Source organism: Nocardioides sp. N13(2025) (assembly GCF_051912545.1).
Lineage (GTDB): Bacteria > Actinomycetota > Actinomycetes > Propionibacteriales > Nocardioidaceae > Nocardioides.
The window spans coordinates 1,712,220-1,731,496 of record NZ_CP196809.1 but is presented as its reverse complement, the minus strand read 5'-3'; the positions used below and the strand labels follow the sequence as shown (position 1 = coordinate 1,731,496).

Below are 19,277 nucleotides of genomic sequence, written 5' to 3'. Positions count from 1 at the left end.
CCAGGCGCCGACCCCGCCGGACGACCCTCTGGCAGGGTGGTCGTCATGACGGACGACACCTTGCGCAGCGTCGAGCTCACCCGGATCGGCCACGCCCGGTTCAAGGCCACCAACGGCAGGGGAGGGGAGACCTTCTTCGGCACCGGGGGTGACGATCCCGACTTCACCCCCGTCGAGCTCCTGCTCGCCGCGATCGCGGGGTGCGGGGCCCTCGACGTGGAGGCCATCACCCACAAGCGCACCTCCAGCACGACCTTCGGCGTCCACGCGGAGGGCCGCAAGGTACGCGACGAGGACGGCAACCACCTGATCGACATCCGGATCAGCTTCGACGTCGCCTTCCCCGAGGGGCCGGACGGCGATGCTGCCCGCGACCGGGTGCAGGGTGCCATCGAGATGTCGCGCGACCGGTTGTGCACGGTGTCGCGGACCGTGCAGCTGGGGGAGCCCGTCACCTACGAGCAGGCTCGCACGGCATCAGGATGAGCGTGCGGGGCTGGGCCACCCCGGGCTCGTCGAGGTAGCTCTCCCACGGGGCGTCCGTGGCGGCGTAGCCGTGCTCGGCGAGCCACGCCGACGCCTCGCTCCACGCTCCTCCGATGGTGTCGTAGGGCCCGGAGTGCACCAACCGGACCGCTCGGCATGCCGGGAGGGTCGCCGGCTCCACCTGTCCGTCGGCGACGACGGGGCGTCAACGGGGAAGCCCGCCTCGAGGTCCCAGCCGGTCTCGTCCATGCTGCGGTAGCGGGCGAACGGAGGTCCGACGAGCCGCCGACCCTGGTCGGTCGCGACGCGCGCCACGGCCTCGAACGCCCGGCCGAGGACGTCCGGGATCGTCGCCGGCGCCGCCCGGTCACGGACGACGGCGGTCGGCTGCTCGGACAGGTCCACCACGGTGATCTCGTGCTTCATGGCACGACCGTGCCGCGGGATGCCCGCGGACCGCGAGGGTCGAAGGTCCCTCCGCTCCGGGTCCGGGTCAGCCGACGGTGACCTTCTCGATGGTGACGTCCTTGTTGGGGGTGCCGCCGCCGGCCGGGTGTGCGCCGTCGTTGCCCTCGGCCGCGATCGCGTCGATCGTCTCCAGCCCGGCCTCGTCGATGGTGCCGAAGACGGTGTAGCTAGGCGGAAACTGCGAGTCGCGGAAGACCAGGAAGAACTGCGAGCCGTTGGTGTCGGGGCCCGCGTTGGCCATGGCCAGGGTGCCGGCTGGGTAGGTCTCGTCGCCGCTCAGCTCGTCGGCGAAGGAGTAGCCCGCGCCGCCGGCGCCGGTGCCGGTGGGGTCGCCGCACTGGAGGATGCCGAAGCCCTCCTGGTCGCCGATCCGCGGGCACGGGGTGTCGTCGTAGAAGCCCTGCTCCGCCAGGGAGACGAACGAGTTCACCGTGCACGGCGTGGCGGCCGCGTCGAGGGTGAGGCCGATGTCGCCGAAGTTGGTGGTGATGGTGGCGGGGATCGTGCCCTCGGCCTGCGCCTCGGCGTCGGGAGCCTCGACCTCACGAGCCGGGTCCTGGCCGTCGGCGGGGTAGTCGCACTCGGTGGTCTCACCGGCGGCCGCGGGCTCCGAGGGCTCCGAGGACTCCGAGCTCCCGGACCCGCTCGACGCGTCCCTCGCGACGTCGCCGTCGCCCTCGTTGCCGCACCCGGCCAGGGCGAGGACGGACAGGCAGGCCGCTACGGCGGCAAGTCGCTTCAACATGGCGCCGATGGTAGCCAGCGTCCCGTCACATCTCCTCGTGGGTGTCGGGGTCGCCGCCGAAGAGCCGTCCGTCGTCCTCGGCCAGCCCGCTGATCGCCGCCATCTCGACGTCGGTGAGCTCGAAGCCGAAGACGTCGAGGTTCTGCGCCTGCCGCCGCCGGTCGGCGGACTTGGGGATGGGCAGCGAGCCGAGCTGGACGTGCCAGCGCAGGATGACCTGGCCGGGGGAGACCCCGTGGGCCTCGCTCGCGGAGGTGACGGCGGGCTCCTCCAACGGCGCCCGCCGCTTGCCCATCGGGCTCCACGCCTCGGTGCGTACGCCGAGCCGCTCGTGCACCTCGCGCAGGTGGGCCTGGGGGAAGCGGGGATGCAGCTCCACCTGGTTGACGGCCGGGGTGACGCCGGTGTCGTCGATGATCCGCGCCAGGTGCTCCTCGGTGAAGTTGGAGACGCCGATCGAGCGCACCAGGCCGTCCTTCTGCAGCTGCACGAGCGCGCGCCACGCCTCGACGTACTTCCCCTCCCCGGGGTTGGGCCAGTGGATGAGGTGCAGGTCGGTGCGCTCCAGCCCGAGGCGGTCCAGAGACTCGCGCACCGAGGTGATGGCGTCGTCGTACGCATGGTGGCGGCCGGGGATCTTGCTGGCGACGAGCACCTCGTCGCGGGGCAGGCCGGATCGGCGGACCGCCTCGCCGACCTCCACCTCGTTGTCGTAGTTCACGGCCGTGTCGAGCAGGCGGTAGCCCGCCTCGAGGGCGCTCACGATCGCCGCCGTGCCCTCCTCGCCGCGCAGCGGATAGGTGCCGAAGCCGATCGCGGGCAGCGTGGTGCCGTCGTTGAGGACGTAGGTCGGGATCTCAGCCATGCTCCCAACCTAGGGGAGCGGCCTTTGTGTACCCTTGCGGGTACGTACCACATGGGTTACATTCGTCTGCGTGGATGCGGTGCTGCAAGCCCTGGGGGACTCGAGCCGACGCACGATGCTCGAGATCCTGCGTGACCACCCGGCCACCGTCACCGAGCTCGCGGCCGTGCTGCCGATCGCGCGGCCCGGGGTGTCGCGTCACCTGAGGGTGCTGCGCGAGGCCGGGCTCGTCACGGTCGAGCAGGACGCGCAGCGCCGGATCTACAGCCTCCGCCCGGAGGCGCTCGTCGAGGTCGACGAGTGGCTCGACGCCTACCGAGGCCTGTGGAAGCAGCGGCTCGACGCGCTGCACACCGAGGTCGCACGAGGGAAGAGGAACCAGGCATGAAGATCATCGGCACGATGCGCGCGCAGGACCGGGACGGGGGAGTCGTGCGTGTCGAGGACGTCTACGAGACCTCCGTCGACGACCTCTGGCAGGCGTGCACATCACCCGATCGGCTGGCCCGCTGGATCGCGGTCGTGACGGGCGACGTTGTGGTCGGCGGCGAGGTCCACGCGGTCTTCACGAGCACGTGGAGCGGGCCGGTGCGGATCGATGCGTGCGACGCCCCGTCCCACCTGCTGCTCACCATGGAGCCGGGCACGGATGACGAGACCCAGGTCGAGGCCTGGCTGACCGCCGAGGGATCGCGCACGAGACTGGTCGTCGAGGAGCGTGGCCTGCCCGCGGGCGCGCTGCCGGCGTACGGCGCTGGCTGGCAGGCACATCTCGAGGACCTGGGGCGGTCGATGGACGTCGCCGGGCCGGTCCACGCCGACAGCTGGTCGGAGCACGAGCCTGCGTCGGCGTGGCACGGCCGCTGGACGGAGCTCACGCCGCACTACCGAGATGCACGGGCGACTGAGGACTGCTTCCGGTCGCCATCCGTGGGGGAGGTCGGAATGACACGGGTGTGCTCCTGCCCTCTTCGCTATCTGACATAATGTCAGTTATCGGCGAACCATCCACATGGACGGGACCTCTCTCGGACCTCTCTCGAACCCCCGTCGAGCGCTCAGAGGGTGAATCACGCTAGTGCGGTTCCTGTGGCGCGTGAGGCGCGTCAGGATCACCGCACAAGAGACCGGGAAGGATCCGAGCCACCGGGCGACCGTGATCAGGTCGGACTCGGCGACTGTCTCAGGCCGGAGCGCGCACGTTGCTGAACGGCGTCAGCGCCAGCCCCGCCGCCACCAGGGCGAACACGACGGCGGCGGCCGCCAGCACCGGCCGGATGCCGACCGCGTCCGCCAGAAGGCCGGCGATCGGCGCGACGACGACGATCACGGCGCGGTTGACCGAGCGCAGCGTCGTGTTCGTGCGCGCCTGCAGCTCGTCCGGCGTGACCAGCTGCCGGTAGCTCATCTCGTGGGAGTTGCTCATCCCCATCGCGAGCCCGTAGAGCCCTTGACCGAGCATCAGCAGGACCATCGCAGCCGTGGGAGACGCGGGCTGGCTTGCCAGGACCATGACGACCACACCGCAGGTGATGGTCGAGTGGCACAGGATGATCGTCCGGCCGGTCCCGAGCCGACGGCCGACGGCCGTGGTGATGCTCGCGCCGACCACGGCCGCGACTCCCCCGACGGCGCCGACCAGGCCGAACTGGAAGGCCGTCAGGCCGAGGGTGAGGAAGGCGTACGGCGCCAGCACGACGCCGACGACCGCGTTGCCGACGAACCAGCAGTGCGTCGCGATCGCCAGGGTCCGCAGACCGGAGTGGCCGTACGCCCATCGCACGCCCTCGACGATGTCGGCGAGCAGCCCGCGGGCGGTGACCCCGGTCCAACGGACACCGCGTCGGCGCGCCAGTAGCGCGAGAACGACTCCGAGATGAGGACCCCGTCGCCGCGCACGCGCGCAGTCTCGCACCCCAGGGCGACGGCTCCGCTGAGGGTCAGCCGAACCGGCGCACCTGGTAGGTCCCGACGGTGCTCGCCACGACCTCGCCCTGCTCGTCGGTCAGCGTCGCCTCCAGGACGAACTCCCCCTTGCCCGTCGCCAGCGCGTCGCGCCGCACCCTGGCGATCTCGTCGTCGGACAGGGACGCCGATGCGCGTACGACGCCCAGTGCCGGACGGCGGAAGCGGATCGTCGACTCCTTGACGATCGGCACGAAGCCCGCGAGCTCGCCACCTGAAGCGGGATCGAAGTCGAAGGTCACCAGGCTCAGCACCCCGCCGAGCATCTCGGCGACGCTGAACAGGGAGCCGGCGTAGGTCACGCCGAAGTGGTTGACGTTGGGCTCGGGTGGCAGGTCGGCCGCGGCGAAGCCCGGACGAGCCTCCACGACGCGGATGCCCATGGCCTCCAGGATCGGGACCGATCCGACGGCCTGGGCTGCTTCCACCCTCAACGTATAGGCGATCGGGGGGCGTGCCGCAAGGCACCGTCCGGCTGCGTCACTCCTCGAGGGTGGCGCGTAGGGCGGTGATGTCCTCCGGGCCGACGCGGCAGCAGCCGCCGACGAGCCTCGCCCCGGCGGCGACCCACGCGGTCACGTCGTCGGGGTGGAACTCGGAGCGTCCTTCCCAGGACCGGGCGGCGGCGTTCCACGGCTGCCCGGAGTTGGGGTAGACGACGGCCGCGCCGTGGGTGCCGGCGATCCGGACCGCCGCGGTCGCGTCGGACGGGGTCGAGCAGTTGACCCCGACGGCGAGGACCTCGGCGACGTCGGCTGCCATCGCGAACGCCTCCTCCAGCGGCTCGCCGGCGCGGGTGCGCCCGTCCGCGGCCGAGAGCGACAGCCACGCAGGGACCCCGCTGCCGTCGAGCTCGGTGAGGACGGCCTCCACCTCGACCAGGCAGGGCACGGTCTCGACCGCCAGCACGTCGGCGCCATCGCCGATCGTGGCGGCCAGCACGTCGAGCCGCGGCCGGTGGAAGGCACGCAGCCCCGCGACGTCGAGGTCGTAGTCGCCGCGGTACTCCGAACCGTCGGCCAGCACCGCGCCGTAGGGACCCACCGATGCCGCCACCCAACCGTCGGGGGCGACCGCGTCACGCGCCGCGGCGGCCAGCGCCACGCTGCGACGCAGGAGCCTTTCAACCTCCGCGCGGTCGACTCCCTCGGCGCCGAAGCCCTCGAAGGACACCTGGTAGGACGCGGTCGTCGCGACCTCTGCGCCGGAGGCGAAGAACTCCCGGTGCGCGGCCTCGATCGCGGCAGGGTCGTCGCGCAGCAGCCGCGCGGACCACAGGTGTGAGGACAGGTCGTGCCCGTGCCGCTCCAGGAGCGTGGCCAGTCCCCCGTCGAGGACGACGGGGCGCGCTGCGATGGTCTCCGACAGGCGGGTGGGACTCATGCGTCCATCGTGGCAGGTGCCCGCCCCGTCACGCCGGGGCCGACCTCATCCGACCAGTGCCAGGACGGCAGCCGGATCCTCCACGTGGGCGTTGTGGCCCAGCCCCGGCAAGGTCACCGCGTCGTCGACCAGTGCGGCCAGCTGCTCGTGCGTGACCATCGCGTCGTGCTCGCCCCGCCCCAGCACGACCGGGCAGGTGACCGCGGCCAGCAGCCCAGCCATGTCGGGGACTCCGACGCCGAAGGTGCGCGGGTCCTGGGCGAGGCGCCACCCACTCCCCTCCCCCGCCGCCGCGCGGTCGACGACCGCGTCGTCGACCATCGAGTCCTCGGGAGCGACGAGACCGACGAGCCCCGAGACCCGCAGGAACCGGTCGACCGCCTCGGCCCTGCTGTCGTACGTCGTCACCGGCCGCTGTGCCAGTGCTGCCGCGCGTGCGGCGTCCTCGGCCGGCCACGAGACCTTGATGCCAAGCCCCACCACGCGCCGTACCCTCTCCGGTGCCAGTGCCGCGAGTGCGAGCGCGACGACGCCGCCCATCGAGTGCCCCACGACCGCGACCGGCTCGTCGAGCCCGTCGAGCAGCGGCAGCACGGCCTCTGCGTGCCGGGTGAAGGTGTAGGTGTCGTCCCACGGCGCAGTGCCGTGCCCGGGGAGGTCGGGCGCCAGCCCGTCGAAGCCGCGCCAGACCCCACCCGTCGCACCCAGCCCGTGGAGGAGCAGCATCAGGCGCCCACGTAGGCCGCGAGGTGCTTGCCCGTCAGCGTCGGCTCCTGAGCCGCCACCATCTCCGAGGGCGGTCCCTCGAAGACGACCGTGCCGCCGTCGTGGCCGGCGCCCGGACCGAGGTCGATGATCCAGTCGGCGTGCGCCATCACGGCCTGGTGGTGCTCGATGACGATGACCGACTTGCCCGAGTCGACGAGCCGGTCGAGCAGGCCGAGCAGGTTCGCCACGTCGGCGAGGTGCAGGCCGGTGGTGGGCTCGTCGAGGATGTAGACCTCGCCCTTGTCCCCCATCTGGTTGGCCAGCTTGAGGCGCTGCCGCTCCCCGCCGGAGAGCGTGGTGAGGGGCTGGCCGAGGGTCAGGTAGCCGAGGCCCACGTCGACGAGCCGGTCCAGGATCTTCACCGCGGCGGGGATCTTCGCCTCCCCCCGGCCGAAGAGCTCGTGGGCGTCGACGACGGACATCTCGTGCACCTCGGCGATGTCCTTGCCGCCGAGCGTGTGCTGCAGGACCTCGGCCCTGAAGCGGCGGCCCTCGCACTCCTCGCACGGCGACTCGACGGTGGCCATCGGGCCGAGCTCGGTGAAGATCACGCCGGCGCCGTTGCAGGTGGAGCACGCGCCCTCGGAGTTGGAGCTGAAGAGCGCGGGCTTCACGCCGTTGGCCTTGGCGAAGGCCTTGCGGATGGGCTCGAGCAGTCCCGTGTACGTCGCGGGGTTGCTGCGGCGCGACCCCTTGATCGCGCCCTGGTCGATGACGACGACGTCCTCGCGGCCCGCGAGCGAGCCGTGGACAAGCGAGCTCTTGCCGGAGCCGGCCACCCCCGTGACGACGGTCAGCAGTCCGAGGGGCACGTCGACGTCCACGTCGCGCAGGTTGTGGGTGCTCGCGCCGCGCACCTCCATCACGCCGGTCGCGGTGCGTACGGCGTCCTTCAGGCGCGCCCGGTCGTCGAGGTGCTTGCCGGTGATGGTGCCGCTGGAGCGGAGGCCGTCGATGTCGCCCTCGAAGCAGATCTCACCGCCGGCGGCCCCGGCCGCGGGCCCGAGGTCGACGATGTGGTCGGCGATCGAGATGGTCTCCGGCTTGTGCTCGACCACGAGCACGGTGTTGCCCTTGTCGCGCAGCTGCAGCAGCAGGTGGTTCATCCGCTCGATGTCGTGCGGGTGCAGGCCGATCGTGGGCTCGTCGAAGACGTAGGTCACGTCGGTCAGCGACGAGCCGAGGTGTCGGATCATCTTGGTGCGCTGGGCCTCACCGCCGGACAGCGTGCCGGCCGGACGCTCGAGGGAGAGGTAGCCCAGCCCGATCTCGGAGAACGAGTCGAGCAGGTGCTGCAGGCCCTTGAGCAGCGGCGCGACCGAGGGCTCGTCCAGGTCGCGCACCCAGTCGGCGAGGTCGCTGATCTGCATCTCGCACAGGTCGGCGATCGACTTGCCCCTGATCTTCGACTTCCTGGCCTCGGGCGTGAGCCGCGTGCCCTCGCAGTCGGGGCAGGTCTGGAAGGTCACGGCCCGCTCGACGAAGCGGCGTACGTGCGGCTGCATCGCCTCGGGGTCCTTCGACAGCATCGACTTCTGGATCTGCGGGATGATCCCGTTGAACGTGAGGTTGACGCCCTCGACCTTGATCTTGGTCGGCTCCGACCACAGCATCGTCTCGAGCTGCTTCCTGGTGAACGACCTGATCGGCTTGTCCATCGGCAGGCCCATGCCCTCGAACAGGCGGCCGTACCACCCGTCCATCGAGTAGCCGGGCACCGTGAGGGCGCCGTCGGCGAGCGACTTCTCGTCGTCGTAGAGAGCGGTCAGGTCGATGTCGTTGACCTTGCCCATGCCCTCGCAGCGCGGGCACATGCCGCCGAGGTAGACCTCCTGCTTGGCGATCCTGCGCTCGGTGCGGCCACCCTTCTCGGTCGTCATCATCCCGCTGGCCTTGCGGGTCGGGACGTTGAAGGAGTACGCCGTCGGCGGGCCGACGTACGGGTCGCCGAGCCGGCTGAAGAGGATCCGGAGCATCGCGTTGGCGTCCGTCGCGGTGCCCACCGTCGAGCGCGGGTTGGCGCCCATCCGCTCCTGGTCGACGATGATCGCGGTGGTCAGGCCTTCGAGGTGGTCGACGTCGGGACGGGCCAGCGTGGGCATGAACCCCTGGACGAACGCGCTGTAGGTCTCGTTGATCATCCGCTGCGACTCGGCGGCGATCGTGGCGAAGACCAGCGAGCTCTTGCCCGAGCCGGAGACCCCGGTGAACACGGTGAGCCGTCGCTTGGGCAGGTCGACGGAGACGTTCTTGAGGTTGTTCTCGCGCGCTCCCTCGACCTTGATCAGGGCGTGGTCGTCGGCCGGGTGTGTGGTCGTCATGCTGTGCGTCTCCCCCGTTGGTCAGGTGGCGGTCTCTGCCTGCTCCCTCGCGGGCAATCCTGCCAGTACGACGACCGGGCGGGCGCGTGTGTGACATCGCGACGGGGCCGTGTGAGCGCTCGCCCGTGGGGATGGGGTGCAGGGTTTGTCCAGCGTGCGAGGGTCGGAGCATGACGACTCACGACGACCAGACCGGAACCGTTGCCGAGATCATGCGCGAGACCGACATCGCCGTGCTGACCTATGTGTCGCTCGACGGTGCGCTCGTGTCCACGCCGATGGGCACCCAGGACTTCGAGGACCCCGGCACGACCTGGTTCATCACCGAGCGCAGCAGCGACAAGGTGCGCGCGATCGAGGCGGACCCGCGGGTCAACGTGGCCTACTCCAGCAAGGCCGGCTGGGTGTCCCTGTCGGGCACCGCGCACGTGAGCGACGACCGAGCCAAGCTCGACGAGCTGTGGGACGCCTCGGCCGGTGCCTTCATGTCGGGCGGACCCGAGGACCCCGACAACGTGCTGCTGCGCATCGACGGCACCACTGCTGAGTACTGGGAGTCGCCCGGCAAGGTGGGCGCCGCCATCCAGATGGCCAAGGGGCTGCTCACCGACAGCGAGCCCGACCTGGGCGACAACGACACCGTCGCCCTCTGACGATCGGTCACCGATGCTCGTCGAGGCACACGGCCCCGCCGGCGCCGCCGAGGCGTGGCGGAGGTTCACGACGCCCGCGACCTGGTCGTCCTGGGCGCCTCTGATCCGCGACGTCGGGGCCTCCGACGACGTGCTCGCAGTCGGCACCACCGGCACGGTGCACGGGCCGCCCGGCTTCGCCGTCGACTTCGAGGTCACCGCGGTGGACCCGGTCCTGCGCTCCTGGTCGTGGCGGGTGGGGCGCGGCCCGGCGGCGGTGACCATGGACCACCACGTCCTCCCTGCGCGCGGAGGCGGGTGCCGCGCGATGCTCCGGGTGCCCGGGGCGTCCGCCGCGGTGCTCCAGCCCTACCGCCTCCCGGCGGGGGCAGCCCTGCGCGGTCTCGTCCGCGAGCCCGGTGGGCCCGGCACGCCGGAGGCGGTGGAGGGCTTCGACTTCGCCTTCGCGCCGTCGTACGCCCTCGCCGGCCGTGCCTTCGGCATCACCCCTCGTACGACGACGGTCGAGGTGGGGCCGGAGTGGTTGTACGTCCGCTACGGGCCGTGGCGCCTGGTGACGCCCCGCAGCAACATCGCCGCGGCGCAGGTCACCGGCGGCTTCCAGTGGATCAAGACTGCCGGGCCGCCGCACCTGTCGTTCAGCGACCGGGGCGTCTCGTTCACGACCAACGGCGACAAGGCGCTGTGCCTCTCCTTCCACGAGCCCGTGCCAGCGATCGACCCGACCGCGACGATCACCCACCCGGGCGCCACGCTGTCGGTCGCCGAGCCGGGGCGGCTGGCGGAGTCGTTGGGCCACGCGGTGTGAGGGGTGTGGTCCCCCTCGCCGAAAATCCTGGCCCCTGGGCCTTGAATCCACCTCGCTCCGGTAGTACAAAAAATCTCAAACGCTGAGTACAGATCGTGGGCTCCGAGCGACCCACCTGATGCAGAACCAGGAGGACGTCATGTTGCCGCGCACCACAGACCCGTTCCGCGACTTCGAGCGCCTGGCCGAGCATCTGCTCGGCACCACGCGTCCCGCGGCGATGCCGATGGACGCATGGCGTGACGGCGACCGGCTCGTGATCGAGCTCGACGTGCCCGGCGTCCCCGAGGACAAGATCGACCTGGACGTCGAACGGAATGTGGTCACCGTCCACGCCGAGCGCGTCGCGCGCGACGGCGACCGGGACGTGCTGGCCAGCGAGCGAGAGCACGGCGAGTTCAGCCGGCAGCTGGTCTTGGGCGACAACCTCGACCTCGAGCACATCGAAGCCTCCTACGAGGCCGGCGTGCTGCGCCTGGTCGTGCCCATCGCGGCGAAGGCCCAACCTCGCCGCATCCCTGTCCAGCGCGGTCAGGACGCCTTGCAGGGCAGCGCCGAGAAGCAGTCCGTCGAAGCCTGATCGACGGCTGTCCTGGACCCCAGACGAGCGACGAGTCGCTGGCCACCTCGGGAGGGCATCGCACGTGCGGTGCATGCACGCACCGGCGTCGACCCTCGAAGCAGGCGCAGCTTGTTGCGCAGACCGCGGCTCGTCGTTCCCCAGCCCCGCGGGCGGCGCCGGGCACCCACGTTGCCGCTCTGTCCCGCCTGCGCTCACGGCGGACATCCGGCCATCGGGTCGATGTCGGACCCTTCCCCTACAGTCGAACGCATGATCGACAGCCTCTCCGACCTCGACCCGACGGGCCTCCTGGCCGCGTCGAGCGAGGCGGTGCGGGAGCGTCGTCTGGCCGAGGTCCGCGACCTCGAGGTCCTCGCGCAGTGGGCAGTCGTGCACTCCACCGACCCGACCGAGGGCCCCGACGCGGCTCACGCCCGACGGATCGGTGACGTGCTGGTCCACCCCGGCGGGCAGGGCACCCCGGGCGTGCAGGACTTCTGCCTCGGCGAGATCGCCCTGGCCCGCGGCACCGGGGTCACCGCGACCAGCAACGCGCTGGCCGACGTGCTCGACCTGCAGCACCGACTCCCCCGCACCTGGACCGTGCTCTGCTCCGGGCAGGCCGAGGTCTACATCGCCCGCCGCATCGCCAGGCTGTCCCGACACCTCCCGGCCGACCGGATCGGGGTGGTCGACGCCGCCGTCGCCCGGGTCATCGCCCACGAGGCCGGCGGGCGGGTGCTGGCCGTCGCGGAGGCGAAGATCATTGAGGCCGACCCCGCCCTGCACGACGAGCGCGTCGAGGCCGAGAAGGCACGGCGCTACGTCACCTCCAGCCGCACCGACGAGTTCGGCCTGCGCACCGTCATCGCCCGCGTCGAGGCCGGCGACGCGGTCTGGGTCGAGGCCACCATCGCCCGGGTCGCGGAGATCCTCGCCCCCACCCACCCCGACACCGGACCCGACGCGCTCCGAGCGATCGCGTTCGGCTACCTCGCCCGCCCCGCCGAGCTCCTCCAGCTCCTCCTCGAACACACCGAGCACACCGAGCACCCCGAGCCGGCCGATCCCGAGCCGGCTGATCCCGACCTCGACCTCGACCTGCCTGCCGATGAGGCAGCGGTTGACGAGGAGGAGACCGAGACCCCGAGCCGGGCGACCGCCTTCCCCGCCGACCTCCTCGACGCCCTGCGCGCCGTCGACCTCACGCCGCTGGCACCCCAGGCCGTGCTCTACGTCCACCTCCACGAGGCCGCCCTCACCGGCGCCGACGCCGTCGCCCGCGCCGAGGACCTCGGCCCCGTCGCGCTGTCAGCACTCCGCTCGCTGCTCGGCCGCACCCGGCTCACCGTCCGCCCGGTCCGCGACCTCTCCTCACGCGTCAGGTCGACCGCCTACGAGCACCCCGAAGCCCTCAAGGAACAGACCTACCTCCGCACCGCCGGCGACTACTGGCCCTACGCCACCTCCACCAGCCGCCGCGTCGACTACGACCACCCCACCCCCTACGACGACACCGGCCCACCCGACCCCCAGCACCCCCAGACCGGGTCCCACAACTCCGGCCCCCTCGGCCGACGACACCACCGCTGGAAGACCCACGCCGGTCACAGATCCCGCCAGTGCGGCGACGGACGCTACGTCTGGCTCACCCCCCACGGCCTCGCCTTCCTCGTCGACCACCTCGGCACCCACCCCATCCACCCCGACCAGGCCCAACAGATCTACGACGCACCACCCGGCGTGGATCTCTACTTCACCTAGGGGGCGAGGTCGTCACTCGAAGACGAACGCCTCGAGCAGCCCGACGACGAGCACAACGGCAGGGAATGCCGTCAGAGGGAGCCAGAGTCGCGACCACGCTCGGCTGCGCCGGCCTTCGTACAAAGCCAAGAGGAGGGCGGCGAATGTCCCGATCAGCCCCGCGAACAGCGCAACGGCCACGGTCATGCCGACCCAGTTGTCGGAGACTGCATCGTCGCCTCCGATCGCCCACGCGCCCGCGAACAGGGCGGCTCCGAGGACCAGGACGACCAGCGCGAGCACGGCCAGCCGACGTGCGCCCTCACCTGTCGCGGCGGCGCCGTGGTGCGAGACCGATGGTGACGTTCCCTTCATGACTCCACCCTCGCGCGTCCCACCGGCCGCCGACAGAGGCGAACGTCCATGAGGGTCCGCCACAGGTCCACCCGGGGCTCGGGCCAGAAGCTCAGTCCAGCCCGGCAGCGGTGATCTCGTTGGCAGGATCGGCCTGCTTGCCGGCCCGGTAGCGCTCGGCCTCCGCGTTCCTCCGGCGCAGGCTCGCAGTGGCCTTCCGCGCCTCTGCCAGGGCAGCCTCCTTGCCGGTCCCGACGGCGGTCCCGATGTCGGTCGCAGCGCCGGTCCCGCCTGATCGTCGACGGAAGATCCTCATGGACACGAGCGTAGGGGCTTCGAGAACCTAGGAGGGCTCCGCGACGACCTCACCGGTCAGACTGTCGACCAGCTGGCTGCCCGCCGGTGCGCCGCGGAGGGCGCGCAGGGCGATGGCGCGACGGCTGAACGACTCGGGGTCGACGGCGTCATCGGGCGTGCTGAGCACCCAACGGCGGAGAGGTCTCGTCCCGCGGACAGAGCGCTCCGGCTCGGCCTCACGGTCCGCTGGGGCGACGTAGTCGCCGTGGAGGGCCTCGGCCAACCGGCTGGCCCGCACCTTGCCGATGCCCGGGTGGCCACGGAGGCCGTGCGGGGCGGCTTCCGCGAGCGCAGCGAGGCTGCCGTACTCGGCGAGGAGGCTGCGCGCCATGGTCGGGCTGATGCCGGGCACGATCGACAGCATCACCTCGGCCTGTGCCGACGGATGGCGCGGGGCGCGGCGCGGGCCCTCGCTTCGCACGGTCGGGGCGGCCCGGCGCGCCCGCTTCGCGAGCCGCACCAGCCACGCGGCGCTGTCCTCGGCGTCGAGGCTGTGCAGCACGGTGAACCCGTCCTCCACGAGCCGGCACACCGCGCCGCGCCACGCGTCCTCGGCGATGTAGCGCGGCTCGCCCTCGATCATGAGCACGGCCTGCGGGAAGGCCGACTGGAGCCGCTCCGCCTGGTCGAAGATCCTCCCGTCGCGGATCGAGGCACCGAGGTCGGAGGGCCCCTTGCGCTCGACGGCGAGGCCGGGCCCGAGCACGTAGTCGCCGACTGGCAGGTCCGTCAGCTCCACGTGCAGCCCGGCGGCGACGAGCGCCTCCGGAATCGCGCTGCCCCGTTCGCGATGGTCGACCAGCACTGGTCCCGTCTCCACCCCTCGACGCTACCCGTCCGCCGCAGGACGCCCGCGGCTAGGCTCGCTGCATGGGGATCGTCCACCACACCGCCACCATGTCGCCCACCAAGCAGGAGCTCGTCGAGTCCTGGCTTCCCACGAGGTCGTGGGCGCAAGGTCGCCACGTGACCGGGAAGGTCGCGGAGTACCGCTTCGACGACCCGGCGGGCGAGGTCGGGATCGAGACGATCCTGTGGCTGACCGAGGACGGCACGGTGCTCCAGACACCGCTGACCTACCGCGCCGAGCCGCTGGCCGGAGCCGAGGGCCACCTCGTCGGCACCACCGACCACTCAGTGCTGGGCGAGCGCTGGGTGTACGACGGGTGCGGCGACCCGGTGTGGGCCACCGCCCTCGCCACCGCGATCGCGACGGGCGGTCGGCAGGCACAGATGTTCATCGAGCAGGACGGCCAGCGCGTCGACGTACCTCCCCGCATGCAGGTGCGCGGGAGCGGCGAGGAGGAATCGGCGCCGGAGGTCGGACCGGTCGACGCGGTGGCCGACGAGGGTCCCGTGACGACCGTCCGCTGCGGCTCGCTCGAGCTCGACGTGGCCCGCGTCGTCGGTACGCCGCTGGGCGAGGGCCCGCACCTGAGCGGGACGGTCGGCGACACGGGCGACACGACCGTCCTCGCGGTCCTGCGCCGGGGCTGAGCACGCGTCAGGGTCGGGAGACCTCGAGCCCCAGCCACTCCCCCAGCGCGTCGATCTCGGCGTCGACCCGGACACGCCGACGGGCCGACCAGTCGCCGTCCTCGTGCACCGCGTCGACGACCAGCACTCCCGCGTCACGGTCGGCGGTCGCGTCCACCTTGCCCACCAGCTCGTCGCCGTCGAGCACCGGCATCGCCCAGTAGCCCCACTGCCGCTTGGCCGCCGGCTTGTACATCTCGAGCTGGTAGGCGAACGCGAAGAGCTCCTCCATCCGCTTGCGGTCGAAGACCAGGCGGTCGAGCGGCGACAGGATCGCGGTGCGCCCCTCGAACCCGTCGTCGAGCAGCGAGGGGTCGACTCGCCACGACCCGCGCACGCCCTCGACGCGCGCCGGCTCGCCGACGTCGCGCACGGCGTACGGCTCGTGCCACGCCTCGAGGGCGCGCGGTCGCGCGATGCCCAGGGCCTGCAGCCGCCGTTCGGCGAGCGTGCGGTGTGCCTGCTCCGCCGGCACCGCCGGGTCACCGGGGTGGATCCGCTCGGCCAGGTCCCACCGGCGTTCGCGGCCCTCGCGGGTGGCGACGGCGACCTCGCCACGGGCCTCCATGCACTCGAGCAGCTTCATCACGTTCTTGTTGTTGGTCCAGCCCGTCGAGCGCCACGGGACCTCGCAGCTGTCGGGCAGGTCGCGTGCCGCGGTGGGGCCCTCGGACCGCAGCAGCGCCAGGATCTCGCGCCGACTGGCGTCGTTGGCGTCCACCCAGTCGCGGACGTCCTCCTGCCACTCCGCCAGCGGCGGCTCCCCGGGCCAGGCGTTCATGTCGGCACGGAAGAGCGCGAGGTCCTCGCTCGGCCTGAGCATCCCCTGCAGCTCGACCACGGCACCGTCGCCGACGAGCTCCTCGAGGTCCTCCACCTCGTAGGCGCTGCCCATCCTCGACCAGAGCGCGAGGTCGGCGTGCTGGGCGACGACCTGGGTGAGGTCGACCTGCAGGAAGCCGAGGTGGCGCACCACGGCGAGGACGTCGGTCGGTCGGTCCGCGACCAGCAGTTGCGCGCGTACGGCGATCCGGCGCGCCTGAGCCGACGTCAGCTCGTGGTCCGCACCCATGCGGCGATCCTAGGTGGCCGATCGGGTCATCCACGCATGGTCCGAACGGGTCATTCGTGCCCCAGATCGGGCATGTCCGGCCACATTTCCCCCATCTGCCCGTCATCCGGTGCGAACCTCGACGTCTCAGGGGAAACGGACGGAACGTCCGGTCGCAGCACTGCAGGTGGGAGCAGGACCATGTGGGACACAGTCGAGACAAGCCGGGTACATCTTTCGCACGACATCCCGTGCGCGGCGTGCGGCCACGGGCCGCACAGCTACCTGCCGTGCTCCGACACGTGCAGCTGCGCCTACGGGCGCGACCGCGTGCTCAACGCGGTCTGAGCCGCCGCCGGAGCTTGCTCACGGTGCCCTCACGCGGCGGCGGGTTGCCGTCCGCGTCGAGCGCATAGCTGGCGACCTTGGCCAGGCGCGGACGCTCGTGGTCGCCGTCGTGCACCTCGCCGGTGACCCACCACATCCGCAGGCTAGGGCCGTCGAGCTGCAGGCACGCGAGGTTGTTGTCGAACCACGGACCCTCGGCGTAGTGCCAGTCGAGCGGCGGGTCGGGAACCCGCGTCGACCGTGAGGCCAGTCGTCCCACCGGGCCGGCGATGCCGTAGGACAGCACGGCCGTCGCGAACCGCATGTTGCGCGACAGCGGGTTGCGGATCGGCGAGCAGACGGCCTGCAGGATCGTGGACTCCACGTGCCGCCCCGGCTCGACGGGCCAGGCCTCGCTGACATAGCTGTGGTGGACGTCGCCGGACAGGAAGGTCACGGTCGACGGGGCTCGGCCACGCCTGCCCGCCGCCACGTCGATCGTCTGGTGGGCCAGCTGCTGGAAGCTGTTCTGGAAGGCGCCCCAGTGCTCCAGGTCCACGGTCTGCCGCAGCTTCTCCCCCATCCGGGCGCCACGATCGCCCCACGCCCCCTGCGCGAGCGCCTCGCTGAAGGCCTCGAGGTGGTGCAGGCCGCGCGCGAGCAGGAACGGCAGCGACGTGCCGACGAGGAGGTGGTCGACGTCGCCGCGAAGCTGCTCGTCGAGCCAGGCCGCCTCGTCACGGTCCAGCATCGCCCGGTCGTCGGGGTCGAGCTGGCGGGCGGCGCGGGAGTCGACGACGACGAGGCGCGCCTGGGTGTCGAAGTCGCGGGTGTAGCTCCAGCGATAGGTCTGCGGCTGCTGGTCGACCCGGTCGGCGAACGCGTCGATGAGGTCACCGAAGTCGAGCTCGTCGTCGCCCTCGTGCGCCAGCACCTGGGCGTACAGCTCGTCCTGCGCACGCTGGCTCGGCGACATGTTGCCGAGGTGCTGGTAGACCCAGTACGACGCCAGGCCGGCGACGATGCGTCCGTGCCACCACGACGTGGCCTCCATCTTCCGGCGCCAGTCCTGCGAGGTGTTCCAGTCGTCGCGGATGTCGTGGTCGTCGAAGATCATCGCGCTCGGCACGGTCGACAGCAGCCACCGGTTGGCCGGGTCGGACCACGCGAGAGCGTAGAGGTGGGCGTACTCCTCGTAGTCCTTCAGCTCGGTCCACGGGGCCTGGTCGATGTCGCGGCGTGACTCGATGAAGGCGCGCATCGCGTCGGTCGTCTCGTCGGCGTAGACCTGGTCGCCGAGGAACAGCACGAGGTCCGGGACGCGGCTCGGGTCGAGGTCCGGGTCGTCCGGGTCGGCCGGCTGCACCTGCCCCGCCATCTCCAGTGCCCAGGCCCGCATGGCGTCGACGCCGTGGGTCTCGTTGCCCCGCTTGTCGTGCGACACCGAGGTGCGGCAGGAGCCGAACGCGAGGCGGAGGGGGCGACCGCGCTCGAGGGTGGCGATCACGGGAGCCGGGAAGGGCGAGGCCACCTCGGGCCACACGGTCGCCCCGTCGACGGCGACGGTGTAGGCCTGGGTGGTCCCGGGCTGGAGGCCGTCGAGCTCGACGAGGGCGTAGTGGTGGCCGTGGACGGCGAACGTACGAGCGCTGGCCGAGTCGGTGCCCCGTTGCACCGTGACGGTCGCCGGCTCGCGCGTCTCGACCCAGACGGACGCGGAGGTCTCGTCCACGTAGCGCAGCAGCGGCCCCAGCACCAGGAGGCCGGACTGGTCGTCGGAGCCGCTCACGGCTGGAGGAGCACCTTGATCGCGCGGCGCTCGTCCATGGCCCGGTAGCCCTCCGGCGACTCCGACATGGGCAGCGTGAGGTCGAAGACGCGACCCGGGTCGATCGCACCGGACAGCACCCGGTCGAGCAGGTCGGGCAGGTAGCGACGCACGGGCGCCATGCCGCCGGCGAGCCCGACGTTCTTCTGGAACATCCGTCGCACCGGCAGCTCGACGCCGTGCGGCACGCCGACGAAGCCGACGGTCGAGCCCGGACGGGCGATCGCAAAGGCCGTCTTCATGGCCTCGTCGGTGCCGACGCACTCCAGCACCGCGTCCGCGCCGATGCCGTCGGTGAGGTCGGCGATCCGGGCGCCGCCCTCCTTCCCGCGCTCGGCGACGATGTCGGTCGCACCGAAGGCGCGGGCGATCTCCTGGCGCGACTCGTGGCGCGACATCGCGATGACTCGCTCCGCCCCGAGCTGCGCGGCAGCGAGGACGCCGCACAGCCCCACGGCCCCGTCGCCGATCACGACCGCCGTCCCACCCTGCTTCACGCCGGCCGCCACGGCGGCGTACCAACCGGTGGCCATCACGTCGGACAGCGTGAGCAGCGACGGGATCAGCGCCGCGTCGGGCATCCCGTCGGTCTTGACCAGGCTGCCGTCGGCCTGGGTCACCCGGGCGTACTCCCCCTGCCCGCTGGCGGTGAAGCCGAGGTTGTCGCAGGCGGACTGGACGCCGGCCCGGCAGTGCGCGCACGTGTTGTCGCAGTGGCAGAAGGGCACGATGACGAAGTCACCGGGCTTGACGTCCGTGACGTCGGGGCCGACCTCCTCGACCACACCCACGCACTCGTGGCCGATGGTCGCTCCCGCGTCCACGTCGTTGGCGCCGCGGTAGGGCCAGAGGTCGGAGCCGCAGATGCAGCCGGCGACGACCTTCACGATCGCGTCGGTGGGCTCCTCGATGACCGGGTCGGGGACCTCCTCGAAGCGGATGTCGCCCGGGGCGTGGATCGTGGTTGCTCGCATGGTCGCGATCCTGCCACGCACAGTGTCGGCGCCGCCGCGCCGCGAGCCCGAATGGCGTTATCTCATATTTGAGATACCGTGGA

Annotated in this window: 22 protein-coding genes; 8 read left to right on the top strand and 14 right to left on the bottom strand. The window is 71.8% G+C overall.

Annotation, left to right across the window (positions count from 1 at the left end; genetic code table 11):
* Window positions 1-45: 45 nt before the first annotated feature.
* On the top strand, window positions 46-486 hold the full coding sequence (locus ACS3YM_RS08310; protein WP_439939591.1) for an OsmC family protein: 441 nt from the start codon (window positions 46-48) through the stop codon (window positions 484-486).
* Here ACS3YM_RS08310 and ACS3YM_RS08305 read toward each other — a convergent pair.
* The 3 genes from ACS3YM_RS08305 to ACS3YM_RS08295 form a co-directional block, all read right to left on the bottom strand.
* Window positions 452-625: a hypothetical protein gene (locus ACS3YM_RS08305; RefSeq protein ID WP_439939590.1), complete on the bottom strand. Its 174-nt coding sequence runs from the start codon at window positions 623-625 to the stop codon at window positions 452-454. The two genes, ACS3YM_RS08310 and ACS3YM_RS08305, sit on opposite strands and share 35 nt — an antisense overlap.
* Before the next feature lie 354 nt (window positions 626-979).
* The gene (locus tag ACS3YM_RS08300) at window positions 980-1,699 is read right to left on the bottom strand and encodes a peptidylprolyl isomerase (protein ID WP_439939589.1); all 720 of its coding nucleotides are present in this window, start codon (window positions 1,697-1,699) and stop codon (window positions 980-982) included.
* 25 nt (window positions 1,700-1,724) lie between these two features.
* Window positions 1,725-2,564, bottom strand: a complete 840-nt coding sequence (locus ACS3YM_RS08295) for an aldo/keto reductase (RefSeq protein ID WP_439939588.1) — start codon at window positions 2,562-2,564, stop codon at window positions 1,725-1,727.
* Window positions 2,565-2,634: 70 nt separating this feature from the next.
* Between ACS3YM_RS08295 and ACS3YM_RS08290 the strand changes: the two genes are divergently transcribed.
* Both ACS3YM_RS08290 and ACS3YM_RS08285 read left to right on the top strand, forming a co-directional pair.
* Window positions 2,635-2,952 (top strand): ArsR/SmtB family transcription factor, encoded by a 318-nt coding sequence (locus ACS3YM_RS08290; RefSeq protein WP_439939587.1) that lies wholly within the window; start codon window positions 2,635-2,637, stop codon window positions 2,950-2,952.
* Window positions 2,949-3,551, top strand: coding sequence for an SRPBCC domain-containing protein (locus tag ACS3YM_RS08285; protein ID WP_439939586.1), 603 nt, complete (start codon window positions 2,949-2,951; stop codon window positions 3,549-3,551). Before ACS3YM_RS08290 ends, ACS3YM_RS08285 begins: the two co-directional genes overlap by 4 nt.
* Window positions 3,552-3,747: 196 nt before the next feature.
* Here ACS3YM_RS08285 and ACS3YM_RS08280 read toward each other — a convergent pair whose 3' ends face one another.
* The 5 genes from ACS3YM_RS08280 to ACS3YM_RS08260 are packed head-to-tail and all read right to left on the bottom strand — an operon-like array spanning window position 3,748 to window position 9,001.
* The gene (locus tag ACS3YM_RS08280; RefSeq protein ID WP_439939585.1) at window positions 3,748-4,479 is read right to left on the bottom strand and encodes an MFS transporter; all 732 of its coding nucleotides are present in this window, start codon (window positions 4,477-4,479) and stop codon (window positions 3,748-3,750) included.
* Window positions 4,480-4,504: 25 nt separating this feature from the next.
* The gene (locus tag ACS3YM_RS08275; RefSeq protein ID WP_439939584.1) at window positions 4,505-4,957 is read right to left on the bottom strand and encodes a PaaI family thioesterase; all 453 of its coding nucleotides are present in this window, start codon (window positions 4,955-4,957) and stop codon (window positions 4,505-4,507) included.
* Between the two features lie 52 nt (window positions 4,958-5,009).
* Window positions 5,010-5,912, bottom strand: a complete 903-nt coding sequence (gene mmuM / locus ACS3YM_RS08270) for a homocysteine S-methyltransferase (protein WP_439939583.1) — start codon at window positions 5,910-5,912, stop codon at window positions 5,010-5,012.
* A gap of 45 nt (window positions 5,913-5,957) precedes the next feature.
* Complete coding sequence (locus tag ACS3YM_RS08265; RefSeq protein ID WP_439939582.1) at window positions 5,958-6,638, bottom strand: alpha/beta fold hydrolase; 681 nt, start codon at window positions 6,636-6,638, stop codon at window positions 5,958-5,960.
* Window positions 6,638-9,001 (bottom strand): ATP-binding cassette domain-containing protein, encoded by a 2,364-nt coding sequence (locus tag ACS3YM_RS08260; RefSeq protein WP_439939581.1) that lies wholly within the window; start codon window positions 8,999-9,001, stop codon window positions 6,638-6,640. Before ACS3YM_RS08260 ends, ACS3YM_RS08265 begins: the two co-directional genes overlap by 1 nt.
* 170 nt (window positions 9,002-9,171) lie before the next feature.
* Between ACS3YM_RS08260 and ACS3YM_RS08255 the strand changes: the two genes are divergently transcribed.
* From ACS3YM_RS08255 to ACS3YM_RS08240, 4 genes are all read left to right on the top strand, one after another.
* Window positions 9,172-9,654 carry a pyridoxamine 5'-phosphate oxidase family protein gene (locus ACS3YM_RS08255; RefSeq protein WP_439939580.1) on the top strand — a complete coding sequence of 161 codons (483 nt, stop codon included), beginning with the start codon at window positions 9,172-9,174 and terminating at the stop codon, window positions 9,652-9,654.
* A gap of 13 nt (window positions 9,655-9,667) precedes the next feature.
* Entirely contained in the window at window positions 9,668-10,462 is a 795-nt protein-coding gene (locus tag ACS3YM_RS08250) for an SRPBCC family protein (RefSeq protein WP_439939579.1), read from the top strand.
* A gap of 139 nt (window positions 10,463-10,601) precedes the next feature.
* Entirely contained in the window at window positions 10,602-11,042 is a 441-nt protein-coding gene (locus ACS3YM_RS08245) for an Hsp20/alpha crystallin family protein (protein ID WP_439939578.1), read from the top strand.
* Between the two features lie 252 nt (window positions 11,043-11,294).
* Window positions 11,295-12,788, top strand: a complete 1,494-nt coding sequence (locus ACS3YM_RS08240; protein ID WP_439939577.1) for a hypothetical protein — start codon at window positions 11,295-11,297, stop codon at window positions 12,786-12,788.
* A gap of 12 nt (window positions 12,789-12,800) precedes the next feature.
* Here ACS3YM_RS08240 and ACS3YM_RS08235 read toward each other — a convergent pair whose 3' ends face one another.
* The 3 genes from ACS3YM_RS08235 to ACS3YM_RS08225 all read right to left on the bottom strand — a co-directional run bounded on the left by ACS3YM_RS08235 (window position 12,801) and on the right by ACS3YM_RS08225 (window position 14,298).
* Window positions 12,801-13,142 (bottom strand): hypothetical protein, encoded by a 342-nt coding sequence (locus tag ACS3YM_RS08235; protein WP_439939576.1) that lies wholly within the window; start codon window positions 13,140-13,142, stop codon window positions 12,801-12,803.
* Window positions 13,143-13,233: 91 nt separating this feature from the next.
* The gene (locus ACS3YM_RS08230) at window positions 13,234-13,437 is read right to left on the bottom strand and encodes a hypothetical protein (protein WP_439939575.1); all 204 of its coding nucleotides are present in this window, start codon (window positions 13,435-13,437) and stop codon (window positions 13,234-13,236) included.
* Between the two features lie 27 nt (window positions 13,438-13,464).
* Window positions 13,465-14,298 carry an ERCC4 domain-containing protein gene (locus ACS3YM_RS08225; protein ID WP_439939574.1) on the bottom strand — a complete coding sequence of 278 codons (834 nt, stop codon included), beginning with the start codon at window positions 14,296-14,298 and terminating at the stop codon, window positions 13,465-13,467.
* A gap of 50 nt (window positions 14,299-14,348) precedes the next feature.
* On the opposite strand from ACS3YM_RS08225, the gene ACS3YM_RS08220 reads away from it, so the two are divergent.
* Window positions 14,349-14,975: a CG0192-related protein gene (locus ACS3YM_RS08220; RefSeq protein ID WP_439939573.1), complete on the top strand. Its 627-nt coding sequence runs from the start codon at window positions 14,349-14,351 to the stop codon at window positions 14,973-14,975.
* A gap of 7 nt (window positions 14,976-14,982) precedes the next feature.
* Here the strand turns inward: ACS3YM_RS08220 and ACS3YM_RS08215 are convergent, their stop codons facing one another.
* The 3 genes from ACS3YM_RS08215 to ACS3YM_RS08205 form a co-directional block, all read right to left on the bottom strand.
* A complete protein-coding gene (locus ACS3YM_RS08215) occupies window positions 14,983-16,086 on the bottom strand; it encodes a DNA glycosylase AlkZ-like family protein (RefSeq protein WP_439939572.1) in 1,104 nt (367 codons plus the stop codon).
* Window positions 16,087-16,399: 313 nt separating this feature from the next.
* Window positions 16,400-18,181, bottom strand: coding sequence for an alkaline phosphatase D family protein (locus ACS3YM_RS08210; RefSeq protein ID WP_439939571.1), 1,782 nt, complete (start codon window positions 18,179-18,181; stop codon window positions 16,400-16,402).
* Window positions 18,178-19,194, bottom strand: a complete 1,017-nt coding sequence (locus tag ACS3YM_RS08205) for a zinc-dependent alcohol dehydrogenase family protein (protein WP_439939570.1) — start codon at window positions 19,192-19,194, stop codon at window positions 18,178-18,180. The genes ACS3YM_RS08210 and ACS3YM_RS08205 overlap by 4 nt, the downstream gene beginning before the upstream one ends.
* Window positions 19,195-19,277 lie beyond the last annotated feature (83 nt).

Coding starts and splice junctions, on each gene's coding strand:
- ACS3YM_RS08310 (WP_439939591.1), top strand. CDS start 46: ATGACGGACGACACCTTGCGCAGCGTCGAGCTCACCCGGATCGGCCAC.
- ACS3YM_RS08300 (WP_439939589.1), bottom strand. CDS start 1,699: ATGTTGAAGCGACTTGCCGCCGTAGCGGCCTGCCTGTCCGTCCTCGCC.
- ACS3YM_RS08295 (WP_439939588.1), bottom strand. CDS start 2,564: ATGGCTGAGATCCCGACCTACGTCCTCAACGACGGCACCACGCTGCCC.
- ACS3YM_RS08285 (WP_439939586.1), top strand. CDS start 2,949: ATGAAGATCATCGGCACGATGCGCGCGCAGGACCGGGACGGGGGAGTC.
- mmuM (WP_439939583.1), bottom strand. CDS start 5,912: ATGAGTCCCACCCGCCTGTCGGAGACCATCGCAGCGCGCCCCGTCGTC.
- ACS3YM_RS08265 (WP_439939582.1), bottom strand. CDS start 6,638: ATGCTGCTCCTCCACGGGCTGGGTGCGACGGGTGGGGTCTGGCGCGGC.
- ACS3YM_RS08260 (WP_439939581.1), bottom strand. CDS start 9,001: ATGACGACCACACACCCGGCCGACGACCACGCCCTGATCAAGGTCGAG.
- ACS3YM_RS08255 (WP_439939580.1), top strand. CDS start 9,172: ATGACGACTCACGACGACCAGACCGGAACCGTTGCCGAGATCATGCGC.
- ACS3YM_RS08250 (WP_439939579.1), top strand. CDS start 9,668: ATGCTCGTCGAGGCACACGGCCCCGCCGGCGCCGCCGAGGCGTGGCGG.
- ACS3YM_RS08245 (WP_439939578.1), top strand. CDS start 10,602: ATGTTGCCGCGCACCACAGACCCGTTCCGCGACTTCGAGCGCCTGGCC.
- ACS3YM_RS08240 (WP_439939577.1), top strand. CDS start 11,295: ATGATCGACAGCCTCTCCGACCTCGACCCGACGGGCCTCCTGGCCGCG.
- ACS3YM_RS08235 (WP_439939576.1), bottom strand. CDS start 13,142: ATGAAGGGAACGTCACCATCGGTCTCGCACCACGGCGCCGCCGCGACA.
- ACS3YM_RS08230 (WP_439939575.1), bottom strand. CDS start 13,437: ATGAGGATCTTCCGTCGACGATCAGGCGGGACCGGCGCTGCGACCGAC.
- ACS3YM_RS08220 (WP_439939573.1), top strand. CDS start 14,349: ATGGGGATCGTCCACCACACCGCCACCATGTCGCCCACCAAGCAGGAG.
- ACS3YM_RS08215 (WP_439939572.1), bottom strand. CDS start 16,086: ATGGGTGCGGACCACGAGCTGACGTCGGCTCAGGCGCGCCGGATCGCC.
- ACS3YM_RS08205 (WP_439939570.1), bottom strand. CDS start 19,194: ATGCGAGCAACCACGATCCACGCCCCGGGCGACATCCGCTTCGAGGAG.